This is a genomic window from Nostoc sp. (assembly GCF_036916975.1).
GTDB lineage: Bacteria > Cyanobacteriota > Cyanobacteriia > Cyanobacteriales > Nostocaceae > Nostoc.
The window spans coordinates 54746-81111 of sequence record NZ_JBALFF010000068.1; the positions used below are offsets into that span (position 1 = coordinate 54746).

Annotated in this window: 21 protein-coding genes, 1 other RNA gene and 1 pseudogene; 14 read left to right on the top strand and 9 right to left on the bottom strand. The window is 41.4% G+C overall.

Annotation, left to right across the window (positions count from 1 at the left end):
- Positions 1–111 precede the first annotated feature (111 nt).
- The 3 genes from V7K73_RS16665 to V7K73_RS16675 form a co-directional block, all read right to left on the bottom strand.
- Positions 112–801, bottom strand: coding sequence for a YdcF family protein (locus V7K73_RS16665; protein ID WP_334881710.1), 690 nt, complete (start codon positions 799–801; stop codon positions 112–114).
- Positions 801–1457: a DUF2301 domain-containing membrane protein gene (locus V7K73_RS16670; protein ID WP_334881711.1), complete on the bottom strand. Its 657-nt coding sequence runs from the start codon at positions 1455–1457 to the stop codon at positions 801–803. Before V7K73_RS16670 ends, V7K73_RS16665 begins: the two co-directional genes overlap by 1 nt.
- A gap of 1105 nt (positions 1458–2562) precedes the next feature.
- Positions 2563–4947: an NB-ARC domain-containing protein gene (locus tag V7K73_RS16675; RefSeq protein WP_334881712.1), complete on the bottom strand. Its 2385-nt coding sequence runs from the start codon at positions 4945–4947 to the stop codon at positions 2563–2565.
- Between the two features lie 179 nt (positions 4948–5126).
- On the opposite strand from V7K73_RS16675, the pseudogene V7K73_RS16680 reads away from it, so the two are divergent.
- Positions 5127–5836 (top strand): annotated as a pseudogene (locus V7K73_RS16680) (Uma2 family endonuclease).
- 274 nt (positions 5837–6110) lie between these two features.
- On the opposite strand, the gene V7K73_RS16685 reads toward V7K73_RS16680, so the two are convergent.
- Positions 6111–6419: a hypothetical protein gene (locus tag V7K73_RS16685; RefSeq protein ID WP_334881713.1), complete on the bottom strand. Its 309-nt coding sequence runs from the start codon at positions 6417–6419 to the stop codon at positions 6111–6113.
- 109 nt (positions 6420–6528) lie between these two features.
- Here V7K73_RS16685 and V7K73_RS16690 point away from each other — a divergent pair, with 109 nt between their 5' ends.
- The 3 genes from V7K73_RS16690 to V7K73_RS16700 all read left to right on the top strand — a co-directional run bounded on the left by V7K73_RS16690 (position 6529) and on the right by V7K73_RS16700 (position 10955).
- Positions 6529–7467 carry a ferritin-like domain-containing protein gene (locus tag V7K73_RS16690; protein WP_334881714.1) on the top strand — a complete coding sequence of 313 codons (939 nt, stop codon included), beginning with the start codon at positions 6529–6531 and terminating at the stop codon, positions 7465–7467.
- Between the two features lie 81 nt (positions 7468–7548).
- Positions 7549–8331: an isoprenyl transferase gene (locus V7K73_RS16695; protein ID WP_334881715.1), complete on the top strand. Its 783-nt coding sequence runs from the start codon at positions 7549–7551 to the stop codon at positions 8329–8331.
- Between the two features lie 707 nt (positions 8332–9038).
- Entirely contained in the window at positions 9039–10955 is a 1917-nt protein-coding gene (locus tag V7K73_RS16700; protein ID WP_334881749.1) for an iron uptake porin, read from the top strand.
- Positions 10956–11182: 227 nt separating this feature from the next.
- On the opposite strand, the gene V7K73_RS16705 is transcribed toward V7K73_RS16700, so the two are convergent.
- Entirely contained in the window at positions 11183–11347 is a 165-nt protein-coding gene (locus V7K73_RS16705) for a hypothetical protein (protein WP_334881716.1), read from the bottom strand.
- Between the two features lie 217 nt (positions 11348–11564).
- On the bottom strand, positions 11565–11882 hold the full coding sequence (gene trxA, locus V7K73_RS16710; protein WP_334881717.1) for a thioredoxin: 318 nt from the start codon (positions 11880–11882) through the stop codon (positions 11565–11567).
- A gap of 506 nt (positions 11883–12388) precedes the next feature.
- On the opposite strand from trxA, the gene fabG reads away from it, so the two are divergent.
- Positions 12389–13135: a 3-oxoacyl-[acyl-carrier-protein] reductase gene (fabG, locus tag V7K73_RS16715; protein ID WP_334881718.1), complete on the top strand. Its 747-nt coding sequence runs from the start codon at positions 12389–12391 to the stop codon at positions 13133–13135.
- A 370-nt stretch (positions 13136–13505) separates the two neighbouring features.
- Positions 13506–14384 (top strand): Rpn family recombination-promoting nuclease/putative transposase, encoded by an 879-nt coding sequence (locus tag V7K73_RS16720; RefSeq protein WP_334881719.1) that lies wholly within the window; start codon positions 13506–13508, stop codon positions 14382–14384.
- 62 nt (positions 14385–14446) lie between these two features.
- Here the strand turns inward: V7K73_RS16720 and V7K73_RS16725 are convergent, their stop codons facing one another.
- Positions 14447–15529: an MraY family glycosyltransferase gene (locus V7K73_RS16725; protein WP_334881720.1), complete on the bottom strand. Its 1083-nt coding sequence runs from the start codon at positions 15527–15529 to the stop codon at positions 14447–14449.
- 157 nt (positions 15530–15686) lie between these two features.
- Between V7K73_RS16725 and groL the strand changes: the two genes are divergently transcribed.
- From groL to rnpB, 4 genes are all read left to right on the top strand, one after another.
- Positions 15687–17369 (top strand): chaperonin GroEL, encoded by a 1683-nt coding sequence (gene groL, locus V7K73_RS16730; RefSeq protein ID WP_334881721.1) that lies wholly within the window; start codon positions 15687–15689, stop codon positions 17367–17369.
- Positions 17370–17748: 379 nt separating this feature from the next.
- Complete coding sequence (corA, locus tag V7K73_RS16735) at positions 17749–18891, top strand: magnesium/cobalt transporter CorA (RefSeq protein WP_334881722.1); 1143 nt, start codon at positions 17749–17751, stop codon at positions 18889–18891.
- Positions 18892–18956: 65 nt separating this feature from the next.
- On the top strand, positions 18957–19643 hold the full coding sequence (locus V7K73_RS16740) for a hypothetical protein (protein WP_334881723.1): 687 nt from the start codon (positions 18957–18959) through the stop codon (positions 19641–19643).
- A 51-nt stretch (positions 19644–19694) separates the two neighbouring features.
- Positions 19695–20112: RNase P RNA component class A (rnpB, locus tag V7K73_RS16745), an RNA gene on the top strand.
- Between the two features lie 98 nt (positions 20113–20210).
- Here the strand turns inward: rnpB and V7K73_RS16750 are convergent.
- Positions 20211–20594 (bottom strand): hypothetical protein, encoded by a 384-nt coding sequence (locus V7K73_RS16750; RefSeq protein WP_334881724.1) that lies wholly within the window; start codon positions 20592–20594, stop codon positions 20211–20213.
- Positions 20595–20718: 124 nt separating this feature from the next.
- Between V7K73_RS16750 and V7K73_RS16755 the strand changes: the two genes are divergently transcribed.
- The 3 genes from V7K73_RS16755 (at position 20719) to V7K73_RS16765 (ending at position 23088) form a co-directional block, all read left to right on the top strand.
- The gene (locus V7K73_RS16755; protein WP_334881725.1) at positions 20719–20913 is read left to right on the top strand and encodes a hypothetical protein; all 195 of its coding nucleotides are present in this window, start codon (positions 20719–20721) and stop codon (positions 20911–20913) included.
- A gap of 147 nt (positions 20914–21060) precedes the next feature.
- On the top strand, positions 21061–21780 hold the full coding sequence (gene rnc, locus V7K73_RS16760) for a ribonuclease III (RefSeq protein WP_334881726.1): 720 nt from the start codon (positions 21061–21063) through the stop codon (positions 21778–21780).
- A 228-nt stretch (positions 21781–22008) separates the two neighbouring features.
- Entirely contained in the window at positions 22009–23088 is a 1080-nt protein-coding gene (locus tag V7K73_RS16765; protein ID WP_334881727.1) for a Gfo/Idh/MocA family protein, read from the top strand.
- 51 nt (positions 23089–23139) lie between these two features.
- Here the strand turns inward: V7K73_RS16765 and V7K73_RS16770 are convergent, their stop codons facing one another.
- Positions 23140–25263, bottom strand: a complete 2124-nt coding sequence (locus V7K73_RS16770; protein ID WP_334881728.1) for an ATP-binding protein — start codon at positions 25261–25263, stop codon at positions 23140–23142.
- A 294-nt stretch (positions 25264–25557) separates the two neighbouring features.
- Between V7K73_RS16770 and V7K73_RS16775 the strand changes: the two genes are divergently transcribed.
- Complete coding sequence (locus V7K73_RS16775) at positions 25558–26295, top strand: RibD family protein (RefSeq protein WP_334881729.1); 738 nt, start codon at positions 25558–25560, stop codon at positions 26293–26295.
- Positions 26296–26366 lie beyond the last annotated feature (71 nt).

Sequence of the window (26366 nt, forward strand, 5' to 3'; positions counted from 1 at the left end):
AGCAAGCTCGTCGCTTGCTCTGATGTAACTCATTTAATTAGGAAAAGCTACATAACATAATTCTTAGTTCGTAACTCAAAATTACGAATTACGAATTACGAATTATCACCTTTAAGATTTCCAATTTAGAAACCGCGCATAAATATAAGCTATCCCTTCATCAATAATTGTCCGTACACCTTGGCTATAATCCCACCATTTGTTTGGATCGTAATCTTGTGTTTTGGCAGCGATCGCACCAACTTTGATGTTAGGGCTAAGTAGTTTCTTAAACAGCAACCAACTTCTACGGGTGTGAACATCCAAAGAAAAAACATTAATTGATTGTAGCTTTAAATTAGAATCGGATAGCCAGCGATTAAATTCGGCAGCAGATGCATAACTACGATCCTTGATTACCAGAGGCGTTGGCACAGCTACCACCTTCTCTGATTCTAAACCGAGTTTCTTGAAGGTGGCGGCTGACACTTCGGCAAAGTTCTTGTATTCGGTAAGATAAATTCCTTTTTCTATTGAGCCTCCCGTGGTAATTACTAGACTATAAGAACCGTTTTTAAATTCAGTCAAAGCTTGTTGTATGGCATAATCTGGTAGCCATCCTTCAACAACCAATATTTCTGCTGATTTTATCGGGGAAGTCACGGCGAGAAATGAGTGTACATGAGTAATAGTGAAAAATATTAAATAAGCAATCGAAGCTATTGCAATCGCCCACCCCTGAGCCGTAAATGTCCACATTTCTTGGCGTTTTATTAGTTTGATTTTTGGAAATTTTCTACACCGACGATTTTTTGTCTGCATTAAACCTTAGCTAAACGTTGTTCTTTTAAATAAGTAAATACAGACTTATCTCCGATATCAGCAGGTATTGCTTGTACTGTCTTTCGCAAAGCAAACACCAAAAACAACGTTGCCCAAATTCCTAATAAAACACTTTCCCCCTGAGTTGGTAAAATTCCCACCAAATGTCCTAACAATAGTAGCGGTACTATTAGGGTTAATACTTTAGTTTCCAAACGATTAAAGCAAAAAGCTTCTTTAAAATAAATACCTGTCAAAGCAACGAAGATAAAACCAACTCCAAATAAGGTAAGAGGCTGATTGTAAACAGTGAGAGCTAAAGGTTCACTACTAGAGATTGCTAAAATCACTGATGCTATACTACCGATCGCCCAAAAAATTTGCAATATTCGGTGCAGTGATGCCATATAAATATGAATGGTAAATAAACTTACACCAAGGGCGACAGCAAAACAAGTATATAGAGGTGTAAGTGTCGTAAAAATAGCCGGGTTATTGTTGAGCAAAACCAAAGCGCTGCCTATGGCAAAGCTCAGTGCTGCTACCATTAACCCAGCGCGGTAGATAATTACGCCAGTGCGATCGCTCTGAGTAATTGTAAATTCCCCAAACTGACCTTGATAAACTTCTGATGGAGCTACTGTTTGCGTAGTCATAGTTAAAAATATAGTTATGAATTACTAATAGAGTACAACAGTAAATTGCTGAAGGGTTACTTTTATTATTATGGGCAATTAGACGAGGTAAGTGTCACATTCCCTAAACTTTTAAGCCATTTTTGTAGTATCACTTGACTTGACAGACGCGCTAGCTGACAAATTATCTCAACCATTTGACCAGATTTTCTTCCAGAGCGAAAGACATAGCAAATAGTAAAGCACGGGGTAAATCCAGCTACCATCTCAATTGAACCAGACTAATAAAAGGATTTTGCTCCTTGTTAAAGGCAAACTTTCGCCATGTAAGTAAGTCGGCACAATAAAAGCAAACTGTGTAAATAAAAGTAAACAAGGCTTAAACCCTTTTTCCCCCTATTTCCTGCCCTTTGCCCCCTGCCTTATCCCAACGATAATGATTTACGCCGACCCACTTAGTTTATAGTTTAGCTGAGGACTTGATTCTAAGATGAAATTTTAGCTGTAAACAGTAAATATTGACAAATTTAAGCTTTAGTGCATATAAAAATTTGGTAATCGGATAAACCCATAAACCACGTCTATCTTGAAACCTATAGTTCTTCCGTGATGAAAAGGATTTGCCCTCATCCCCTAACCCCGAATCCCAGATTTGGGATTCGGGAGCCAGAATTTAAAACTCCCTCTCAAGCATTTGGGAGAGGGATTTAGGGAGAGGGTGAAAACTACGGTTCTCAACTTATACCAATTCTGTATGAAGATGCGCTAAACCATATTTAAGTACAAGAAAGAAAAACGAACCGCAAAGTCCGCAAAGAACACAAAGAAAGAAAGAAAGAAAGAAAGAAGAAGTTAAGAGGGTTTGGCGCAGCCTCACAAAGAAATGGTATTAGATAAGGTTTAATTAGTTGATATAAAAAGGTGAGATGAGCGATCGCCTGGAGTCTAAAGAATTGCAAAACTGTAGACTTTTGCTCGGTTTGTCGTTAGATATTGCTCCCTGGATGTGCGATCGCTTAAAATAATTTCCACTCAAGTCGATAGCGAACGCAACGCCAGCAAATTGTATGATGTGTGTTAACGATATGCCTGCTTTTTAGCGTCTAAATATATCCACTCAGCAATGTCAGGAATAGTTGACACAACCTTGAGCAGCGCAGTTGGAAATTTTTTCAACTTGCTTCGGAGCTTTTATTTCAGTAAATAGCTGAATTGCTCGATTAAAATTCATTTGACTCTCATCAGACTTTGCCATCTTTTGATAAGTTAAACCTAATTGAAAATAAGCTTCAGCTAGGTCACATTTAGCACCTATTTTATCCAAAAGTTCGATTGCTTCTGTATGATAAGTAAGGGCTAATGCAAATGCTTGTTGTCGATGGATTTCTGCTAAACCCAAAAGTGTTTTTGCTTTTACCTGCATATAGTGGCTTTCTTCAGCAAAAGTCAAAGCTTGCTGGAGTATTTGATTTGCTTTATAAAAATCTCCTAAATTTACATAAGTTTGACCCAAAATTTGCATGAAATAAACAAATCTTCCAGTTTCCACCAATTTTTCGTTTGTAATATTTTGATAAGCTACATTTGCTAATTGATCGGAGGCATCACGTAAACCTAAATAAGAATATACCAAAGCTAAACAGACTGAAGCTTTCTCTGCCCAGCGATGATGCTCGGTATTTTGAGCCAGATAAATTACTTGTTGAAATAACTTTGCGGCTGCCTCTAGTTCCCACAAATCTATTTGATAAAGACCAATACTTAATAAAGAATCTACCTCTAGCATTCTCAGATAGTAAACTGGATGTTTATTTTCTGGCTGAGGTACAAGTGATTTGAGTGCTTGAGTTGCCAAAGTAATAGTCTTTTGCTGACAAGCGATCGCTTGACTAATTTTACCTGTTATCCAATATAAATCACCCAGTATATTGTATAGTTCGCTGAGATTTTTGTCATCTTTCAAATTATTAAATACTTGATTAATTGCCGCAAGTATCGGCTGAATTAAACCCATCCGATACAACGTACTACCAAGAGGCAAAAACTGCTGCCATTGATTATTTCGGCTTTTTAAAATGACCTTACCCGCCAACTCAAATTGATTAATCTCTATGTAGTGATAATATGCTTCTAAAGCTTGCAAAGCATCCTTAAAGGTTTCAATTTGTTTAACACTAGTTGTCCAAAATTCTGCGGCTTTGTGGTTGGCAATTTCCCATTCATTGCTGGGGCGTAAACGTGTGATCGCTTCTTTCCGAATCACCGGATGCAACCAGTATTCACCTTTTTGATACTCCACCAAAGACCGATTTCTTAACGAGGCGATGATTTGGCGATGTCGATCGGGTGCGACATCCCAAAGTAAACAAAACAATCCTTGAGATGGAATGGTAGGTATATCTTGGTAACGATAACATCCCAAACGACAAAGTAGGCGATAAGCTTGAGGATCGAGAGCTTGCAGACGATTGATTTGACTAACGGCTAAATTTTTTAAGTCGGTTGCTGCTAACGGATCGGCATGATTTTCTTGCCAATAAAGAAGCATGTCACCATCAAAATCCTCCACAATCGAACCACAGAGAATTCCCATTGCTTTAGCATTACCGCCATAAGTGCGATGCATGATTTGCAAAATTTGCGAGTTGATAGTTAACCCACGGTTGCTAAAAAACTGTTGCCATGCGCTTTGATCTAAACCAGGAAGCCGATAGTGATTCACATTCAACCCAGGTTCACAAAGGCGATCGCGGCTAGTAATCAAGGTAACAGACTGTACCCTAGCATCAGCCAAAATCCGCAATAGTTCTACATAGTTGCGGTGAGAAGCAATCAACCCACCTTGTTGATCTAATGCAGGTTCGAGATTGTCAATTAACACCCCAATTCGCCGATTGTGGAGTTGGCGCTTGAGTCGTCCCAAAGTTACCCCAAATTCTACCCCAGGTTCTTGATCAAAATCTTGTTTGAGCCATTCCTCTACTACTCGTTCGGCGGGGGTGATATTCTGCGTTTCCTTCGCCATCAGCAGTTCCAAAACCAACTCAAACCCATGATGCAGATATTGCTGCGCTAGAGTGGTTTTGCCTAAACCTCCCTCACCTTGGATAACAATAACTTTCGAGCCTTGATTTACCAAAGTATTTAAGTGAGCGATCGCTTCTGTTCGTCCAATAAAATTGGTATCCTCTAATTTTGGGGTGGGATGTGGCGATCGCGAGTAATCAATCAGACTTGATATCGCAGTAGTTTTTCTCAAAACCCGTTCCAAAGTAGCGCGACAATTACTTTTAGTAATCTTTTCTCGCAATACTTTAGAAAGCAGCTTCCATAACTGAGAACCAGCATCCTTGGCGTGTCCTTCCGTACAACCGTAAGAATGAGCGATATCCAAGTATTTTCTACCCAACCAAACTTGCACAAGAATCACTTTTTGCAAATCGCTCAACCGTTCCCCAGTCTGAGGGGGAATTATGGCGTCTAACCATGCTAATGCTGCTTCAGCGTCCATTGTGTAACAACAAGGGTAGTTCAGATTTTAGGGACAACTATAAATTACTTTACAGTTATGTTGCTGAAGTTTTCGGATAAGATTCTGTGAATCCGACTTTTTTCCCGACTTTTCCGAATAAAGCCTTCTCGTCTAATAAAATAAAACTCATGATAGTCACTCCAGCACCATCATTACTTATGGTGAAATCAGACCCCCGTCAATTGCCTAGTAGTGCTGAACTTCCTTGTTCAGACGATACCCCTGTGGATAACGAAGACCAGAATTTTATTCCCAACCTGCTTCTCTTCTTGCTGCAATATATTTGGGCAAACCGTAATGACTGGTTTTTCAGTGTGGATATGGGCGTTTACCATACTACAGGGGTTAGTCCACTTGTACCGATTGTACCAGACGGATTTTTGAGCTTGGGTGTAGAACGCCGCAAAGCGGATAAATCTCGTACAAGCTATGTTGTTTGGGAAGAAAATAACATTACATTGTACCTATTTTGGCTTTGGAAATTGTTTCCTTAACTTTGGGTGGAGAATACGACAAAAAATTAGACACCTATGCCAAGTTAGGGGTACTGTACTACATTATTTATAATCCAGAGTATTGGCAACGCGTTAGCGAAGCGGCTCCTTTGGAGCTTCGCCATCAACCTTTTGAAGTTTATCGCTTAGTAGATGGTAGCTATAAACTGCAAATTGGTGAACCCTTTTGGATGCCAGAAATTGGTTTGGGAATTGGGCGATCGCAATACGTATCTGGTAATATTCAGCGTCAGGTTTTGTATTGGTACGATCAACAAGGAAAGCGCTATCAAACTCCAGAAGAACAGTTGGAATTAGCGCAAAAACAACTTGAACGTTATCGTCACCAATTTGGGGAACTATCAGAGAGTTAAATTAATACAAAAGGATTTTTACAGATTCAAAAAAAACTTCCGATAATGGATACTAAACCACGTCTATCTTGAAACCTATAGTTCTTCCATTATGAAAAGGATTTGCCCTCATCCCCCAACCTATCCCCCATACATAGTCCAAGAGCAGCCAGAATTTAAAAGTCCCTCTCCCAGATTTGGGAGAGGGATTTAGGGAGAGGGTGAAAACTACGGTTCTCAACTTAGATAAGGTTTAACAATTGGTTAATGAATACTTTAATATTATCCTAAACTTTCATTTTCCCCGTCTATAAGCTTCAATTTCTGCTACTATTTCCTGATCATCCAAGGGATTATCTGCGTGTATCGCTTGTATTTCTTTGAATAACTTTTTTAATTCTTCTGCTAAAGTAACCCTTTGATTATCGTCTGTCAAAACAATAACCTCAACTCTCTGTCCTGCTTTAAATGGTAAATCAGATAATACTAACTGCTTTGGATCTGCAATGGTGATATAACTTTGTAACGTCGTCTTAGAAGGGCAAGGTTTGAAACCAAAATTTTCTATAACCAACTTTTCCCCCGACTTTTGCAACCCTATCACATAAAACTGCCGACTTCAGCCGACTGACAAAACCAAGTGCGTAGGCGTAGCCAGCCGTAGGCATCGCTTAGGCTATTGGGCATAGAGATAAAAATTTAAGTATAAAAAAATGCTTAATGCCCTCAATTCAATCACAAAAGACTTAGCAGGTCAAAGCTATCCCAGTCCTCATTACTTGCAAACACAGCGCCGCATTAGTTCCCTCATAGACAAATATATTGCAGTCGAAAAACTACATGAGCGTCTGCAAGATTTACCGATACAGTTTGCCAATCCCCAACCGCGTCCCTGGAAACCCATCGATTGGCAAACAATTAACCGCAATCAAATTATCGGCTTAGACGCAGAGGTATTTTTATCTATATTGATAGGTGCGATGGATACAGAAGCCCCGATTCGCGGCTATACCCAAACCAGCCGGCAGTATTTGGAAAAATTGCATCCTCAAATGGCTCGGTTTGTAGGTGGAACAGTCGGTGAAGATGGCGAACTCCTAGAACTTGGTTTGTGGGAAAAGGAAGAACGTCAGCACACACCAGCATTAATCAAAATCTACACCCAACTAACAGGCGAGAAAATTACCCCAAAACTTCGTACCGTTAGAAACTATCTTCCCACAGATGACGCTTACGAAGACCTATATCGCCACGGCTTACACCGCATTGCCACAGAATACGGTGCTACCTGTCTTTATATTTGGTTGATGGCTCACACCACCGGCGCACTCCAGGATGTTCTAGAAGAACTAGCACAGGATGAAATCAACCATACAACGAAATTCTGGGGGTTTGGTGTTTGGACTTTCCCTGATACTGGGTTGATGCGAATTGGACGCACGCTGATTAAAACGCGATCGCCAAACTATCATCGTAACAACCTGATGCGTACCCTCCGCCGCATGAAGGCTACCCTTAACTGGAATGCTTGGTCATTAACCAACAAAACAACTCTCCTCTTCACCTTCGCCTACACAATGCATCGTCTATGGAGTTGGAACAATAGCCTCACACCAGAGTACTTGCAAGATTTATTTGAAATTACTCAATAAACCTTTTGTGCATTTCTCCGTGTCCTCTGCGCCTCTGCGGTTCGTTATTTCCTAACTCTTATTTCTCAACACAAAAAATCCATGACTTCCAAACTTCTCTCAAAACTACCCACCGATTTAACACCTCAAAAAATCCCCCAACATATCGCCGTGATCATGGATGGTAACGGACGATGGGCAACCAGTCGAGGATTACCGCGCATCGCTGGACATCGCCAAGGAGCAAAGACACTCAAAGAACTATTGCGTTGCTGCAAAGATTGGGGAATCAAAGCATTGACAGCCTATGCTTTCTCAACAGAAAATTGGCAGCGTCCCATTGAAGAAGTTAATTTTCTGATGCATTTGTTTGAGCGATTACTACGCCGCGAGTTGGCTCAGATGCATCAAGAAGGTGTACGCATCTCCTTTATTGGAGATTTATCAGCTTTACCCAAGTCTCTGCAAACAGAAATGGAACGTTCAATGACAGAGACGTTGAACAATCAAGCAATCCACTTTACTGTTGCAGTCAACTATGGTAGCCGCAACGAAATTACCAGAGTTTGTCGTCAAGTAGCTCAACTCGTGCAACAGGGCGAACTTAATTCCCAACAAGTAAATGAAAGTCTTGTAGAACAACATCTCTACACAGCAGATACTCCAGAACCCGATTTGTTGATTCGTACTAGTGGTGAGATGCGATTGAGTAATTTTCTCTTGTGGCAAATGGCGTATACAGAAATGTATTTCACCGATATTCTTTGGCCAGATTTTAATCGAGAAGCATTTCATCAGGCTTTGTTGAGCTACCAAAGACGCGTAGGCGTAGCCCGTCGTAGACATCGCCGTTTTGGTCAAGTTAAAGCTTCAGTGTCAGCTTAGTATATCAAACAGCAAACATCGCCTCAAAATTAAACCGGATTTTTGCCATCAGGGATAAAGAAAAAGCACCCACATTACCACGATGGTATATGAGCGCTAATAAATAAAAACATTATTGAGGATAATCTATCTGCTATGACAGACCGAAGTAACTATCAGAATAGCAGGCGGTGAGTAAATAAACTGCAAGGGTAGTTACAAATGTTTTGTTAAAAATATTACTTACTGTAAGGTATTGTTTATTTGGCTAAAAGGTGATATATAAGACTGCTGTGATGTCTACAGTGGGCTACAACCGCAAGAGAAATTACTTCCACCGTTTTCTTGCTGATTTTAGCGATCGCAGTCTCTTAATTTTTTTTGAGTAAATTATTCTTCGTTAGGTATTGAGCCAAAATCCTCGGCTTAATACCTATATTCGTTATTTATCACAAAATTACACTTATGTAATTATTATTTTGTCAATAGTAATTATAAGAACTACCAATATGATTTCTTGTTAATTCTTTCCCAAAATAGTATTTACTATAATTTAATACTTGCGATATAAGTTTAGATTGTGGTAAGTTAATTCAGAAAAAATCCTGAAATAAAAAAAAATTAAAGTTAACAAGATTCTCTTGCTCAATCTACTTTAAATTTACTTATCAATCAATTTTAAAATCGCAATTAATTTTTCCATTATTTTATGGGTGTTGGGAGTTATGATGATAAAATATCTACTAGCTTCTGCTAGTGGGATGGGTTTTTTATGTTTAATTGCCGGGTTATCACCTGTGCAAGCCCTTCCTAGTTTAGAAATTACAGATAAAAACGTAGCTGTTAATCAAGATGATGGCAGCTATGAAAATAATTATTCTCATCAAAGCAATTTAGCAAAAAATATCTCCAGTAAATTGCTGATAGCTAATGAGAGCCAAAAAAAATTAACCTCAGTTAATCAACAGCAAAAAAATCCAGATGAAGTAGATTCTGCCGTTAACTTTTGGCAACCAATCATACCACAATCTGCAACTTCATCTCCATCCTCATACAAACTTGCCCAAGTAACATCCGTATCTCAATTGTCTGATGTACAGCCGACCGATTGGGCTTTTCAGGCACTCCAATCTTTAGTCGAGCGCTATGGTTGTATCGCAGGTTATCCCAATCAAACCTATCGCGGTAATCGGGCGATGACTCGCTATGAGTTTGCTGCTGGCTTAAATGCTTGTTTAGAACGAATCAATGAACTGATTGCGACTGCAACTAGTGATTTGGTCAAGAAAGAAGATTTAGCCACATTGCAGAAACTACAAGAACAATTTACGGCAGAATTAGCAACATTGCGGGGTCGAGTAGATGCTGTAGAAGCTCGCACAGCAGAACTAGAAGCAAATCAGTTTTCTACGACTACTAAACTTAATGGAGAGGTAATTATTGCTGGTGTTGGTGGTAGCGGCGGCGCTCCTAATAAAAGCGACCCGAACATTATCCTAGTCAATAGAGTACGGTTAAATCTCACCACTAGCTTTACTGGTAAAGATTTATTAATTACTGGATTGCAAGCCTATAACTTTTTGGGTGGAGCCGATGGACAGGGTAGCTTACAACAGGGTTTAGGATTAGCTTCGCCGCTTTTAAGTGCAAGTAGCGCCCGTACCAGTTTTGAGCCGCAATTTCCGGGGATAAATGTCAATACTTTGTCGGGTGTTGGCGCAAACAGTGTTCAGCTTTACAAACTGCTGTATATCTTTCCCGTCGCTAATAAATTAACCTTGTTTGGGGGAACTGCGGCGGAAACATCAGATGCTTTCCCAGCAATTACGCCTTTTTATGGTGAAGGACAAGAGTCAATTTCTCGTTTTGGCGGCTTGAATCCTGTGGTACGGATTTCTGGTGGAACTTCGGGTACTGGTTTAGCATCGGCGGCGGGATTTATTTTTAACATTTCGCCAAATTTGGATTTAAGAGCTTTATACGGCAATCCCAATGCCAATTTAACCCAAAAATCTGCCACTGAAGCAGTACCAGGAGTTTCTACTACACCTTTGGGAGCAGGTTTATTTAGTGGTAGTAGTGTTATTGCCACACAGTTAACCTTCAAGCCAAGTTCCGCTCTGGATATTGGTTTAAACTATGCCCACAGTTATCACGAAATCAATATTTTGGGTACAGGATTAGTTAGTAGTGATATCGGTGCTTTAGCAGGGGTTGGAGCAGGAACACCGGTCACAGTCAACTCTGTTGGGGGTACGCTAACATGGCGATTGTCTCCCAAGATAGCCTTATCTGGCTACGGTGCAGCACTATTTGTTGATGCTGCTTCAAATAGCGTGAATGCTTCCACCACCTTTACAAGTTGGATGGCGGGAATTCACTTCAGAGATTTATTCAAGTCTGGGAACACTGCGGGGATTATTTTTGGTCAGCCGCTTTTCCGTAGTGATACTGGTGGTTCTGCTCAACTTACCCCCACAGGCGAGAATCGGGCAACTCCTTACCATTTAGAAGGCTATTACCGCTTTCAAGTTAGCGATAATATCAGCATTACCCCTGGTGCGTTTATTCTCTTTAACCCAGAAGGTAACAGCAACAATGAGACTACGACTGTAGGTGTACTTCGGACTACTTTTACCTTTTAACCTAATCGCGTAATTCCCCTTCCTCAGCTTTATGCTGGGAGCGGACTATCCCAAATGTGCCATTCCCTTGATAGCCCTCATCCCCTAACCCCGAATCCATCTTTGGGATTCGGGGAACTAGAATTATGTCTCCCCTCTCCCAATTTTGGGAAAGGGGCTGGGGGTGAGGGAAAAGATTTGTGTTTGACAAAAATATAGTTACTTTGCCTAAAATCTCTACAAATAACTTAATTATTTCTTTTGCCTGATTTATCAGTTTGATTTGAAAGTTGGTGCTTTTGTATAACGCGCTCAATCTGATAAGTCACGGCATTTATTCTATGTTGAACTTTATCAAAATCAATATTTACCCAAATATAAGATTTGTCAGGTCTTTCCTGCTTGCTATTCATAGATTGCTTTATTTGTCAATATAGTTTGTTATATCTATACAATATAGCTATCTCAATTTATAAACTCCAGTCTCTAGACATACAAGTAGAAATGCTTAATATTTACTTAATATTTTACACGGTGATTTGTAGGGCAACAGCTAGCTGTGCTATCCCACTAAAAAAGACGCGATATTCCGCGCCTCTGGCAGCTAAAATCCAAATTTTAAGTGTTAGCTTAAACCTTTGTTTGTAGATATTGCACCAACTGCGGTGCTTGCATCACTCCCTCTATCCGATCCACAGGCTCACCCTGCTTAAATAGTACTAAAGTTGGTAGAGCGGAAATTTTATACTGACTAGCTAAATCTGTGTATTTTTCCGTGTCAATTTTGACAATTCGCAGGCGATCCTTAAGTTGGAGATTAACTTGCTCTAAAATTGGCACCATCATTTGGCATGGCCCACACCAGTCAGCGTAAAAATCTACTAATACAGGTACATCAGAAGCAGACAGCATCTCTTCAAAGCTGTTAAATTGCTTTTTAGTTGCCATGTGACACACACCGATTTTCAATTGTTTGTTTCAATAGTAATTCTTTGAAAATAAAAGCGGTATAGGTTCATGGGTTTTTGTTGGGAAAGGATTAAATTAATCAATATAAACCACGTCTATCTTGAAACCTATAGTTCTTCCATGACGAAAAGGATTTGCCCTCATCCCCCAACCTATCCCCCAAATCTGGGAGAAGGGGAGCCAGAATGGGGAGCCAGAATTTCAAACTCCCTCTCCCAGATTTGGGAGAGGGATTTAGGGAGAGGGTAAAAACTACAGTTCTCAACTTAGATAAAGTTTAGAATGATTTGCCAGCAAAAAATCTTAAATAATTATAATAAAATTAGTATATTATTCTTGTTTGTGTGTATAAGACTATGATTTGATTTCTGGAAAAACTCGCTCTCAACTCGAAAAGCGTGATTCCATATTCAGACAATATTCAGATGTTCCCTAAATCACCATAAGATAATTAGCGCAGTATTTCTAAGATTGAGGAACATTGAATGACACTATTACAAGATAAAGTCGCAATTGTCACAGGTGCATCACGAGGGATTGGACGAGCGATCGCCATTGAATTAGCCACACAAGGAGCGATCGCAGTGGTCAATTATGCCAATTCTAGTGCTGCTGCTGAGGCAGTTGTTACAGAAATTACAGAAGCGGGAGGTCAGGCGATCGCTATCCAAGCAGACGTATCTAAAGGCGATCAAGTAGACGCACTAGTTAAAACCGTTATGGAAAAGTTCAGCCGTGTGGATATCTTAGTCAACAATGCAGGTATTACCCGCGACACCCTGCTTTTGCGTTTGAAGCCAGAAGATTGGCAAGCAGTGATAGACCTTAATTTAACTGGTGTTTTCTTCTGTACACGCGCCGTCAGTAAAATTATGTTGAAGCAGCGATCGGGACGGATTATCAACATTACCTCCGTCGCTGGGCAAATGGGCAACCCAGGTCAATCAAACTACAGCGCCGCCAAAGCAGGTGTAATCGGCTTCACTAAAAGCGTTGCCAAAGAACTAGCGACTCGCGGGATCACCGTTAACGCCGTCGCCCCTGGATTCATCGCCACCGACATGACCAGCGATCTCAACAACCCCGAAGAGATTCTCAAATACATCCCACTCGGTCGCTTCGGTCAACCCGAAGAAGTCGCTGGAATGGTGCGTTTCCTCGCCGCCGACCCTGCCGCCACTTACATCACCGGACAAGTATTTAACGTTGATGGCGGTATGGTAATGGCCTAAATAGTCGGGGACTTCCAACAAATAAATTAGCCAATCTTGTGGGGTAGGCCGAAAAGCCCGCCCTTATATATGGGCGTTCGTGTCGCCCACCCCACAATAAGTAGTTGAGTATTTTTTTATTTAGAAGTAGGACTTACGCAAAATTACCAAAAAACGAACCGCAGAGGACGCAGAGAAGCCAGTGCGCCCTTGCGGGTTCCCCGACTTGTTCGCGCAGCGTCTCCCCTTGGGAGAAGCAACTGGCGCGACACAGAGGAATAAGAGTTTGAGAGAGTTTTTGCGTAAGTCCTGAGAAGTTAAGAATATTTCTAGGTTGGGTTGAGGCAATGCGTTACCCAAAAACTTATTAAATCAAACTTGACAGACTAGCATGAAAACCGACTCCATTTTCTATCGTTTATTTCAAACTTTCCCCAGTGCTTTTTTTGAATTAATTAATTTGCAAGCATCAGAAGCCAATGCATATAATTTCGCTTCAGTAGAATTAAAACAAACAGCATTTCGTATTGATGGAGTCTTTCTTCCTGTTGCTGATAGTAGCAGTCAGCCGATTTATTTTGTAGAGGTTCAATTTCAAAAAGATCACGAATTTTACGCTCGGTTATTTTCCGAAATTTTTCTCTATTTACGACTTTACGCACCTACTAAAGATTGGCGAGCAGTAGTTATATTTCCTCGTCGCAGTGTTGAACCAACCGAAGTACAACCCTATCGAGTCTTACTCGACCAACTGGTAACAAGATTATATCTAAACGAGCTTGGAGAAGTAACTGAACATTCCTTGGGAGTTGGTATTATCAAATTAGTAGTTGTAAATAAAAAACAAACTCCCCTATTAGTCAAAAGTTTGATTACAAAGACACGTTCAGAAGTCAGCGATAAAGCACTTCAACAAAAAGTGCTAGATTTAATAGAAACAATTGTAGTTTACAAACTACCGCGTATCAGTCGTCAGGAGTTGATAAAAATGTTTGGACTCGGTGATTTTGATATCAAAACTACCAGAATTTATGAGGAAGTCCATGATGAAGTTTATGAGGAAGTCCGTGATGAAGTTAGGCAAGAACAGACTCTAGAGGTAGTTATCCGTCAGCTGCGACGACGCATTGGCAATTTGAGTCAGCAATTGTCAGGGCGCATCAGTCAACTATCTATCGAACAGCTTGAGAATTTAGCTGAGGCACTGTTGGATTTTTCCACAGAAGGAGATTTAGTTGCTTGGTTGCAAGATAATTTAACTCAAGCTTGAATTTTTGATGGAGTGAATAAAACATCGTAGGGTTAGCATTGCAATGCCCACCCTACAAGGAACTAAGGCTGTTGACGTATCCTTTGCCAGATAGTAAAGCCCAAAAGAATGATAATACTACTAGCGGTAGCTGCGATCACAGCCCAACTCATACCCTGTATTCTCATCGCCAGCAGGTTGAAAACTAAGGTAATTGACCAAAGCGTGAAGGCAGCATGGCGCTGGGAGAGTCCCCAAGCAAGTAAGCGGTGGTGCAAGTGGTCTTTCCCAGGAGTACTCAGAGGGTTCTTTCCTGCTAGTATGCGCCGTACAAATACTTGAGTGGTGTCTAGCACTGGTAACAACAAAAATAAAACCGTAGGAATTAGCGCATAAACTGTGTTTTGTTGCAGTTTCCCTAAAATACTAGTTGCTGCCAGCACATAGCCAAAAAAGTATGCTCCAGCATCACCCATAATAATCCGTGACGGATGGAAGTTATGACGCAAAAAGCCTAGTGCTGCACCCCCCAAAGCTGCAAGTACCAAAATTGCCGCCGCCCGATTGTTAAATTGGGCTGCAACGCCTAACAAACTCATGGCGGTAATAAAGCTGATCCCTCCTGCCAAGCCATCCATCCCATCCATTAAGTTGATGGCGTTGGTAATCCCTACTACCCATACTACTGTTAACAAGATCGACAGCAGCGAGTCGATGGGAGTGCCAAACAATACTTTGACGCTGATCCCATTAGCTACCAGCAACAGGGCGGTGATAATTTGCGCCCACAATCGAACGGAGGGCGGTAAGCCGAACTGATCGTCGATAAAGCCTACAAGGACTAATATCGAACCCCCCAACAGAATAGTAAGCACCTGAGCCAATACGTTTTGCAGTTCAATCGGTCGTAAAAGGCTAGCTAATACCAGCGCGGCAATTACACCCGCGTAGATAGCCAGCCCCCCTGCATTGGGTAAAGGTTCTCGGTTGAGCCTTCGGGCATTGGGTTGGTCAGCCCAACCTACCCGCAAGGCGAATTTGCGTACTGTCGGAATTAAACGCCACGTTACAACGCAAGCCAAGAGGAATGTAAATACTACCGCCAACCAGCCGGTGCCGCTAGGGTCGGCAATACCAAGGGACTTAAGGGAGTTGTCTAGATTCATCTCCCAATTCAAGCATTACTGCCTGGATCTAATATGAGCATCACCTGTATATTAATCAATTTTTTTATTTCCATTTGTAACTTGAGCCAATTGGGAGATTAGCACTCTGGCGCTGTGAGTGCTAAATTGTCTAATGGAAGCGCTGGAGAAATTAAACATGGCGAAAATTATTGCATTTGACGAGGAATCTCGGCGAGCTCTAGAAAGGGGTGTTAACGCCCTTGCCGATGCCGTAAAAATCACCTTGGGGCCTAAAGGTCGCAATGTCCTTTTAGAGAAAAAATTTGGCGCACCTCAAATTGTCAACGATGGTATCACTGTTGCCAAAGAAATTGAATTAGAAGATCCTTTAGAAAATACTGGTGCAAGACTCATCCAGGAAGTAGCCTCAAAAACTAAAGATGTCGCTGGGGATGGGACAACCACCGCCACAGTTTTGGCACAAGCCTTGATTCGGGAAGGTTTGAAGAACGTGGCGGCGGGTAGTAACCCAGTTAGCTTAAGACGCGGGATCGACAAAACTATTGAGGCACTGGTACTAGAAATTGCCAAAATAGCCAAGCCAGTAGAAGGTAGTGCGATCGCTCAAGTTGCAACTGTCTCTGCTGGTAACGATGAAGAAGTTGGCCAAATGTTAGCTCAAGCAATGGAAAAAGTCACCAAAGATGGTGTAATAACCGTTGAAGAATCTAAATCTCTCACAACTGAACTAGAAGTAGTTGAGGGGATGCAGGTTGACAGGGGTTACATTTCTCCCTACTTTGTCACCAACAACGAGCGGCAAATCGTCGAATTTGAAAACGCCCGGATCTTGGTGACAGATAAAAAAATCAGCAGCATCCAAGATTTAGTGCCAGTGTTGGAAAAAGTCGCCCGTTCTGGTCAGCCCTTGCTGATTATTGCTGAAGATGTCGAAGGTGATGCTTTGGCAACTTTGGTAGTGAACAAAGCGCGGGGTGTACTAGCTGTAGCTGCAATTAAAGCACCTGGATTTGGCGATCGCCGCAAAGCTTTGTTAGAAGATATTGCTATTCTCACCGATGGACAGTTGATTTCTGAAGAAATCGGCTTAAGTTTGGATACCGCTTCTTTAGAAGCGCTGGGAACTGCCCGCAAAATCACCATTGACAAAGAAAGCACTACAATTGTCGCTGGTAGTAGCACTAAGCCAGAAGTACAAAAACGGATTGCTCAAATTCGCAGACAGTTGGAAGAAACCGATTCCGACTACGATCAAGAAAAACTCCAAGAACGCATCGCCAAGCTTGCTGGCGGTGTGGCAGTGATTAAAGTGGGTGCGGCAACCGAAACCGAACTCAAAGACCGGAAACTGCGAATTGAAGACGCACTGAACGCTACTAAAGCTGCTGTGGAAGAAGGTATTGTTCCTGGTGGTGGGACAACTCTAATTCACTTAGCTAAAAAGGTAGAAGAGATTAAAAAGACTCTACAAAATGACGAAGAAAGAATTGGGGCTGATATTGTCGAACGAGCGCTAGAAGCCCCCTTGCGCCAAATAGCAGACAACGCTGGTGCTGAAGGTTCTGTAATCGTCTCGAAAGTCCGGGATGGCGACATCAACATTGGCTACAACGCCGCTACTGGCGAATTTGAAGACTTGATTGCTGCTGGGATTATCGACCCTGCAAAAGTCGTGCGTTCAGCTTTGCAAAACGCTGGTTCTATTGCTGGTTTGGTCTTAACTACCGAAGCGATCGTTGTTGAAAAGCCAGAGAAGAAATCTGCTGCTGCTGCCCCTGATATGGGCGGCATGGGCGGCATGGGTGGTATGGGCGGCATGGGCGGCATGGGTGGCATGGGCGGCATGGGCATGTTCTAACTTCTGCTCACCCAGATAAATATTTTTTCAGCAGTTTGTCTTGCCAAGGCAAACTGTTTTTTATATCTATCATTGCTGATTCAGGAACAATATGTTATCTGTATAGGACTTACGCTTTCAAGGCAGTGAAAGCCTTGATTTTCTGTAGGGGCAATTCATGAATTGCCCCTAGATTTGATACTTGATTGGCTAATAGCAAAATGCTGATGACCAAATCAAATTAGGAATCTAAATAATTGCATAATTTAGAAATTAGTAGAAATTAGCGTTATTAGATTAATTTTTGTAAAATAATGTGTAAATTATCCTTATATCTTTTGTTATTTCCAAATGACAAATGACAAATCACCAATGACCAATGACAATTAGGTAGTATTACATGGCACGAAAACTGCGCCGCGTTCCGAAAATCGTCACTAGGATATATGAAGATGAGTTCCATCACCAACCAGGGACTTTACCTGGAACTATTTTTATTGATGCAGATGCTCCACCACCAATAATTTTTTTGATTGACTATAACCAAACCAATTTTATCCGCGAAGAAATAGCAACCCCAGAAGAATGTATCCCCTATCTGGAGATGGAATCGATTTCTTGGGTAGACGTACAAGGTTTGGGCAGTCAAGATATATTACAACGATTGGGTAACGTTTTTCAATTACATCCTTTAGTTTTAGAAGATGTAGTTAATGTACCGGAGCGTCCCAAAACAGAGGATTATGAAGACCAATTGCTATTCATTTCGCGGATGGTAGTACCAAAGGAAAGAACATGTGGTTTTCACAGCGAACAAGTGAGTTTGATATTAGGGAAAAAGTATTTGTTGACAGTCCAAGAAGAACCACAACATGATTGCTTTGAAGGGGTGCGATCGCGGATTGAAAAAAACAAAGGAATCATCCGTAAACAAGGAGCGGATTATTTAGCTTACGCTCTGTTAGATGCAATTATTGATGGCTTTTTCCCAGTACTAGAGCTTTATGGGGAGCGAATCGAAGAGTTAGAAGAAGAGGTAATAGTTAAACCTACTCCACAAACACTCCAAGACATTTATCAAATTAGGCGAGAATTACTGCAACTACGTCGTGCTATCTGGCCTCAGCGAGATGCAATTAATTCTTTAATTCGAGATGCTCCAGATTTGATTACTGAAGAAGTGCGAATTTACCTACGAGATTGTTATGACCATACGGTACAAGTGATGGATATGGTGGAAACTTACCGAGAACTCTCATCTGGATTAATGGATGTGTATCTTTCGGCAGTCAGCAATAAAATGAATGAAATTATGAAGGTACTAACGGTAGTTTCAACAATTTTTATTCCACTGACTTTTGTTGCCGGAATATATGGTATGAATTTCAATACGGAAAAATCGCCATATAATATGCCTGAGTTGAATTGGTATTGGGGCTATCCAGCTTGCTTGACACTGATGGGGGCGATCGCACTTGGATTACTATTGTTTTTTTGGCGACGAGGCTGGCTGCAAAATTCTGTAGTAACCAAGCGAAATTAAAAATTGTAGATGGATAGTGACTCAAGTATACATTACATTAGCACCGGGAGTTAATATTTTAAGTTATGAGGAGTAGCGACCAGAATTTAGTAGTTTTAACGATTTATATTATCGGTGTCTCATACGTTTTTAACCGCATGGTTGAATCCATCGACGATCAAATTAAGTTTGAGTTTAAAAAAGGAATCGTTGACGAGCAACTCAAAGAAAACAATCTCGACGATAAAGTTGGCATTTCCTTTAAACTCAAATCCTCATATCCAATTGACGATTTGAAAGATTTATCGATTAGCATTGAAAATAAATCTGATAATGTTGCTGTATATGTTGACTGGGACAACAGTTCTTTAGTAGTTGAACATAGCAAGCAATCGCGCCGTGTAATTAGAAAATCACCAGATTTAACCCGCGACTTAGCAGTACCCCAAAGTCCAAGCCTGATTGCTCCCAGGAAAACACTTTCGGAAACGGTGACAGCAGAAGATGTTTTCCAACGCGATCAAGTAGCTGGAACCTATTCAGCAAAAAAACCACTAATTGATATCAACGGGCTGCAAAAAAAATTGTACAACGACTTTATTAACAGAAGAAAGGAGTTGGACTTTTCCCTGCAACTGGTGTTAAGGATATCTGAGGTACGTTTAGGTCTAGCTCCAGGTCGTGATTTTCCTCCTATTAGCATTATCAATTGTCCTTTCACAGTCAGGAAACTACCTTGGACTTACGCTTTACCTTGGAATAAAAAAAAGTAATGCCATGTCAGCATACTAGGGACTTCCAAAGATTACACTGGATCTAAGGAGAGAGTAGGCGCAGGCGGTTGCAGATCAGTGATAGTCACTGGTTTGAGGAAAGTCCGGACTTCCGAAAGACCAAACTTGCTGGATAACGTCCAGTGCGAGCGATCGTGAGGATAGTGCCACAGAAAGATACCGCCAAACAAGTTAGGAGTTAGGAGTTAGGAATTATTAACTCTTAACTCATCACTCATAACTCTTAACTAAATTTGGTAAGGGTGCAAAGGTGCGGTAAGAGCGCACCAGCAGTATCGAGAGGTGCTGGCTCGGTAAACCCCGGTTGGAAGCAAGGCGATAGGAACTACGGTTGGTCTTTTACCAGTTCCGCTCAATGAGAGCCGCTAGAGGCGTTTGGTAACAAGCGTCCCAGATAGATAACTGCCCTCGCAAGAGAACAGAACCCGGCTTATGTCCTGCTCTCTCCCCTTTAATTGAGTATGAACCTTTCACGGTTTGTACTCTATTATTTTTTGTGCGGGTGTGCGTAAGCGAAGCTCGTCGTAGACATCGTTAATTCATCATTTAGAGCATTCCCAGGATCTCTAATGCTGTATCCAGATGCCATTTAACCCGATAGAGTCCAAAAAGCTTTTCTTGACTGTACCGTGCTGGGTACTCTAGCTTCCTTCCCTCCATCGTCACTTTGAGCAATGCTGACTGCTCTGGTGTCGGTGTTCCCATAGCTTCTAGCGTTGCTTCTAGCGCTTGTACTTGAGAGAACATAGGAGATTTTAATCCTTTATTTTCTGACACTTGTTTGCAAGCTACAACAGGGAAGGTTAGGAGTGCGTTAATGTAGGATGTCTTATCAGCAGGGTTCCCGATTGCTTGGATGCCGTACTGTATCAGGCACAAATCGCGTAACGCTCTCAAGCTTTTAACTTCTAATTCCGTGCGTGTGAACATAAAATAGAGTTACCTCTTGTAAAAGTGGGAATCGGTGGATGCATACCCTCAGAAAGTTTCATCCACCAATTAATCATTATTCAATATGCTTCCACATTAGTACAGCTTTATTAAGTAACGTAAAGTGTCTAAAGATAATCGCGGTAATCCAGATATTAAAAATTATGGTTTCAAGACTGACAGAGAAGAACCTCTGACTGAGAAGATGAATTTACGCATGACAAAATCCATGAAAGATGAAGTGCAGCAACAAGATAACCCTCCTGAATTCTGTAGAGAAGCTATCCAAGAGAAGCTAAATAGAAATAAAGGGAAGTAGTTAAAAGTTGTTAGAGTATTACTCCGAGAACTATTAAGATAGATACCTAGTATTTATGTCCTGCCTCTACGCCTATTTTAGTGCTGAGTTAAAAGTTAGGAGTTATTAGTTTCCTCCTGCCCCCTGCCCCTTTCCCCTTATCATGTAATGCCCCTTGCTTATCCACGCCGTCAACGGCAACTCGAAAGTTTAGTCCAAAAATTAGGTTTGTCGGTAGAAGCACCGATAAAGTGGGAACTGCTGGATTTAGCGCTAACTCATCCCACTGTCTCTGATTCGGCAAATTATGAACAACTGGAGTTTGTTGGCGATGCAGTGGTACGGCTGGTGTCGGCTGTTGTGTTATGGGAAAATTATCCCGATTGTCCAGTAGGGGATTTTGCGGCAATTCGTTCGGTGTTGGTGAGCGATCGCATCCTCGCCCAATTAGCCAGAGTTTATGGTTTAGAGTTATACTTACTAATCGCTGGTAGTGCTACTGCTGATAAAGTTGGTCTAGAGTCACGATTGGCAGATGCTTTTGAAGCAGTTCTCGGTGCGCTTTATTTAAGTACTCAAAATCTGGAACTGATCCGCTCTTGGCTAGATCCCCACTTCCAAGAGCTAACAACAGAAATTCGCCTCGATCCTGCCAGACTTAATTACAAAGCTGCTCTCCAAGAATGGACTCAGGCACAATTTAAAGTTTTACCAGAGTATCGGGTTGTAGAAATCACTCAACCGCACCGGAATCAAGAACGTTTCGTGGCTGAAGTTTGGCTACACGGAAACAAGCTAGGAGTTGGTAAGGGACGCTCAATCAAAACTGCTGAACAAGCCGCAGCTAAGGTAGCCTTTTTAGCCATTCCTCAACCAGAAATACCCTGAACCAAAAATACGGCTGATAAGGGACTTCCAAATAAAAAAATGTTCCAAAACTGACGCAAAAACTCTCTCTATTCCTCTTCTCTCTGTGTTCTCTGTGCCTCTGTGGTTCGTTTATTTGGATAATTTATTTCTTGGAAGTCCCTAAACTGATAATTCAGTTGCTTGTCAGTGGTCATTTGTCCCAAGTCCCTTGCATACTAATGACAAATGACAAATGATAAATGACAAATGACAAACCAAATTAAAATTGCTGTCATCGGAGTTGGGCGTTGGGGAGTGCATCTGCTACGAAATTTTTTAGCACATCCCCAAGTAGATGTAGTTGCTGTAGTAGACCCGCATCCAGAACGATTAGCGGCGATAAAACAGCAGTTTAATTTAGACGAGCATGTAGTATTAACAACCAAGTGGGAGGATTTAAAGAAAATTCCAGGGTTGATAGGGGTGGCGATCGCAACTCCAGCTACCACCCACTATGCTTTAATTAAAGATGCTCTCCAACAGGGATACCATGTTTTAGCTGAAAAACCCCTAACTCTCAAACCAGCAGAATGTCGGGAACTTTGCCATTTGGCAGAGCAGCATCATTTAATACTAATGGTTGACCACACTTATTTATTTCACCCAGCAGTTGAGCAAGGAAAAACTGTAGTACAAGCGGGTAAATTAGGTGATTTACGCTATGGCTACGCAACGCGCACCCATTTGGGGCCTGTCCGGCAAGATGTTGATGCGCTGTGGGACTTAGCTATTCACGATATTGCTATCTTTAACGCTTGGCTAGGTCAAACCCCTGTGAAAGTACAAGCAACGGGTACGGTGTGGCTACAGGAAGGTAAGGAGCAGGGGGAGATGAGGGAGTCAATTAATATTTATTCCCCCTCATCCCCCTCATCCCAAGGTTTGGCTGACCTCGTATGGCTAACACTGACATACCCAGATGGCTTTCAAGCTTATATTCACTTGTGCTGGCTGAATCCTGATAAGCAGCGACGGCTGGGAATTGTGGGGAGCCTTGGTAGTTTGATTTTTGATGAGATGTCGCAATCATCACCTCTAACCCTGATACATGGGGAATTTGAACAGCAGGGTAATCAATTTATTCCTGTAAATCAAAGGCAGGTAGTGCTGGAATTAGAACCAGGAGAACCATTGGGGCGCGTTTGCTCCTGCTTTGTTGTCTCTGTTCTCAACAATACTCCCTCAGAGGTTTCGTCGGGCTGGGTAGGCACACAGTTAGTAGAAATTCTTGCTGCTCTAACAGCATCTCTTGGACAAGGCGGCCAACCTATTTTTCTTGAGACGTAATTTTCCCTTGAGATTCAAGTTTCTTTATTTTCATTTAAGATGTAGCGAGAATTACCTCTCAAAACCCCCATTTGCATAAACTTTTGTTTTTGGAAGAGTTACCAAGAGGGTTTGCTGCGGCGAAAGACTTATCTCGTAAGTCTCGTTCCCAAGTAACACCTGCAACTTCGAGGACTTCTCTTTGTCTACACCTGCTTTTACAGATTTATTGATCCCCAAGGACGGACTTCTCCCAGACTCCTGTAGGCTGGGGTAGTTGCTTGCTTTTGCCCCCTCATTCCCAGAGGAAAATCTAAGATTCTCTACATTTTCTTGTTTATTGAGAACAGGTAACAACGAGATATCAATCAAAGGTAAGATAATCTTCAGTGTCGTACCTTGATGAAGTCCTGTACTTTCAAGAGTAATGCTGCCTCCCATGAGTTCGATTAAGTTTCGTGAAATTGCTAGTCCCAGTCCAGTACCTTCAAACTGGCGCGTGGTTGTGCCATTCACCATCACAAAGGGGCGAAATAGTTTGTGCTGTTGTGTGGGATCAATTCCTATACCTGTATCTTTAACTATTACCACCACTTGAGATTTAGCATTACTATGTTGAATTTCTGTAGCAATGGTGATGCTTCCTGCGTCGGTAAATTTAGTGGCGTTGCCGATAACATTAATCAGCACTTGCTTCAGTTTTCCTGCGTCTGCCTTAATTGGTATTGCTTGAGAATCTAACTCGCATTTCAATTGCAAGCCCTTTTGTTGAACATTAACTGATTGTAAATTAATCACCTCTAACAATATTTGTCGGAGGTCAAGAGGTGTGGTGACTACAGAAAGCTTACCTGCTTCGATTTTAGAAATGTCGAGTAAATCATTAATAATATTTAGCAAATGAATCGTTGTTTCATCGGCACGTTTAAGAAACTCCATTTCTTCTTGTCGGCTATCACATAAGCCATCTTCAACCAGGCGAATACAGTTAATAATAGTATGTAATGGGTTTCTCAATTCATGAGAAGTCGTAGCCAAAAACTGGCTTTTAATCTGGTTAGCGCTTTTTGCTTCTTTCCAAGCTATTTCTAGTTCTTCTGAGCCAGCTTTGAGCCGTTCTACCATTTGGTCTAATGCTTGGGCCAGTTGATTGAATTCTCTGATTTGAAAATTGTGCGGAACTGGTTGGGCGGCGTGGTGAGAGTGAATATTTAGAGCGTAGTCTCGCAATTCTTCTACAGGACGTGCTAAGTAAGGAGCTAGATATAAAGATGCTACCAAACTTGCACCAATCAGACCAACTGTCAAAACGATGAGAATTAGTTTTATTTCCTCTAAACCAAAAAGCGCATTATCGACACTAGAAACAGCTAAGACTATCCATTTTTGCTGCTGCTGTTGGGTAAGTGGATTTGCAATAGCCGTATAACCAGCGACTAATTCGTTCCCCTGTGTAAAAGACAAATTTATCGAATTGTTTTCCCCCGCAATTGCATTTTTAATTATGCTCTTGAGTTGGGAAGCATTTGGGTGCTGATTAATATTAGTTCCCACCCAATCTGTGAATGGGTGTGCCAAAATTGTGCCATCTTCAGCAATCACTACCATAGCGCCTGTGAGCGATCCCGGCGCATTTCTGGTTTGTTGGTAAAATGCAGACTGAATACTTAAGCTGTATAAATTTTTTCGCCTATCAAAGACTGGTGCAGATAACACTACTTGCAATTGATTTTGTGCATTTCTTTTTCCAGTTATTCCTGCCTTTGGGGGGAAGATTGCTTTGACATCAATTCCATCACTAGGCAAAGGTAATTTCAATTCTCCTATTGCTTGATCCTCACAGCTACTAGCAACTATTTTCTGGCTTAAGAGATTCGTTAATTGGATGCACTCAATACTGGGTGGAAGTTGTTGCTTTAGCTGCGTGAGAATTTCTTGCTCTTGTATAGGCGCAGACGGAATAACCGTTGTTTTACTTACACTCAGCAAAGTAGCTTTTAAGATAGCGATCGCATCTCCAATTCTCTCCCCTTTACTGATAGCGCTTTCTGTTAAATTTTGACGGGCAGTTCCCAATATGCTAGAACGTGCCTTATTCAAGGCAACAATCTCGCCTATAAGTAAAACTGGAACGAACAGAAGCAGTATTCTCGTTACTAAAATTCGACGAAAAGAAGACTGGCGGTAATTAGTCATCAAGTGTCTCACTTTGCATCTGCAAACCACAACAGCAAAGATATGTAATTAGATGAGCTAGATGAGACATTTTATTAAAGTATCAGAATTTTATTTTCAATGTTTAAAATTAACAAATTGCTATGATTCAAAAAGAAACGCGGTATACCAAAATTAAGATATGCTAGATTTAAAAGCAGTTTGTGTTGCATATAAATACAGTAGTGAAGTTGTAAAATAGTAGCTTGCAGGCATGGATTTTTTTGAGAATCTACACACGAGCAAAAAAAATATTCAAACTATCAAATCAGTTTAATGTTGCAACATCGTCCTCACACTACAGTTGTTTTAGCAATGAGTGCAGATGGTAAAATAGCAGATTTTAGGCGATCGCCTGCTCGGTTTGGCTCAAAGGTGGATAAAGCACACTTAGAAAAACAAATCGCTGCTGCTGATGCGGTTTTATTCGGTGCTGGTACTCTTTGGGCTTACGGAACAACACTTACTATATCAGATCCAAGTCTAGTGCAACTTCGGGCGCAAGAAGGGAAGCCTCCGCAGCCAGTTTATATAGTGACTACACACTCTGCAAACCTCAATCCGGAAATTAAATTTTTTAAGCAACCAGTTAGACGCTGGCTAATCACGACAACAGCAGGAGAACTTTCATGGAAAGGACGTTTAAGGACGCTTCCCTCAATGGGAACCAAAGCACAACAATCTCCTCCAGAATTTGAGCAAATTTTGGTTTTTGAAACACCAACGCGAGAAATAGACATTTGTGCAGCTTTAAAGCATCTAGCCACTCTACATATAACACGCTTGGCGGTTTTGGGTGGAGGTGAATTAGTCGCTTCCTTGCTGGGACTAGATTTAATTGATGAATTATGGCTAACTGTCTGTCCGTTGATTTTAGGTGGTAATACCGCACCCACACCCGTGGATGGGAAAGGATTTTTACCCGATTTAGCTCCCAAGCTGCAACTGCTAGAAGTTCATGCAGTTGAGCAAGAAGTCTTTTTGCACTATCGCCTGCAACGACCAGCAGATTAGATTACGCTAAATAAAGTTATTGGGGATTGGGCATTGGGCATTGGGCATTGGGCATTGGGCATTGGGCATTG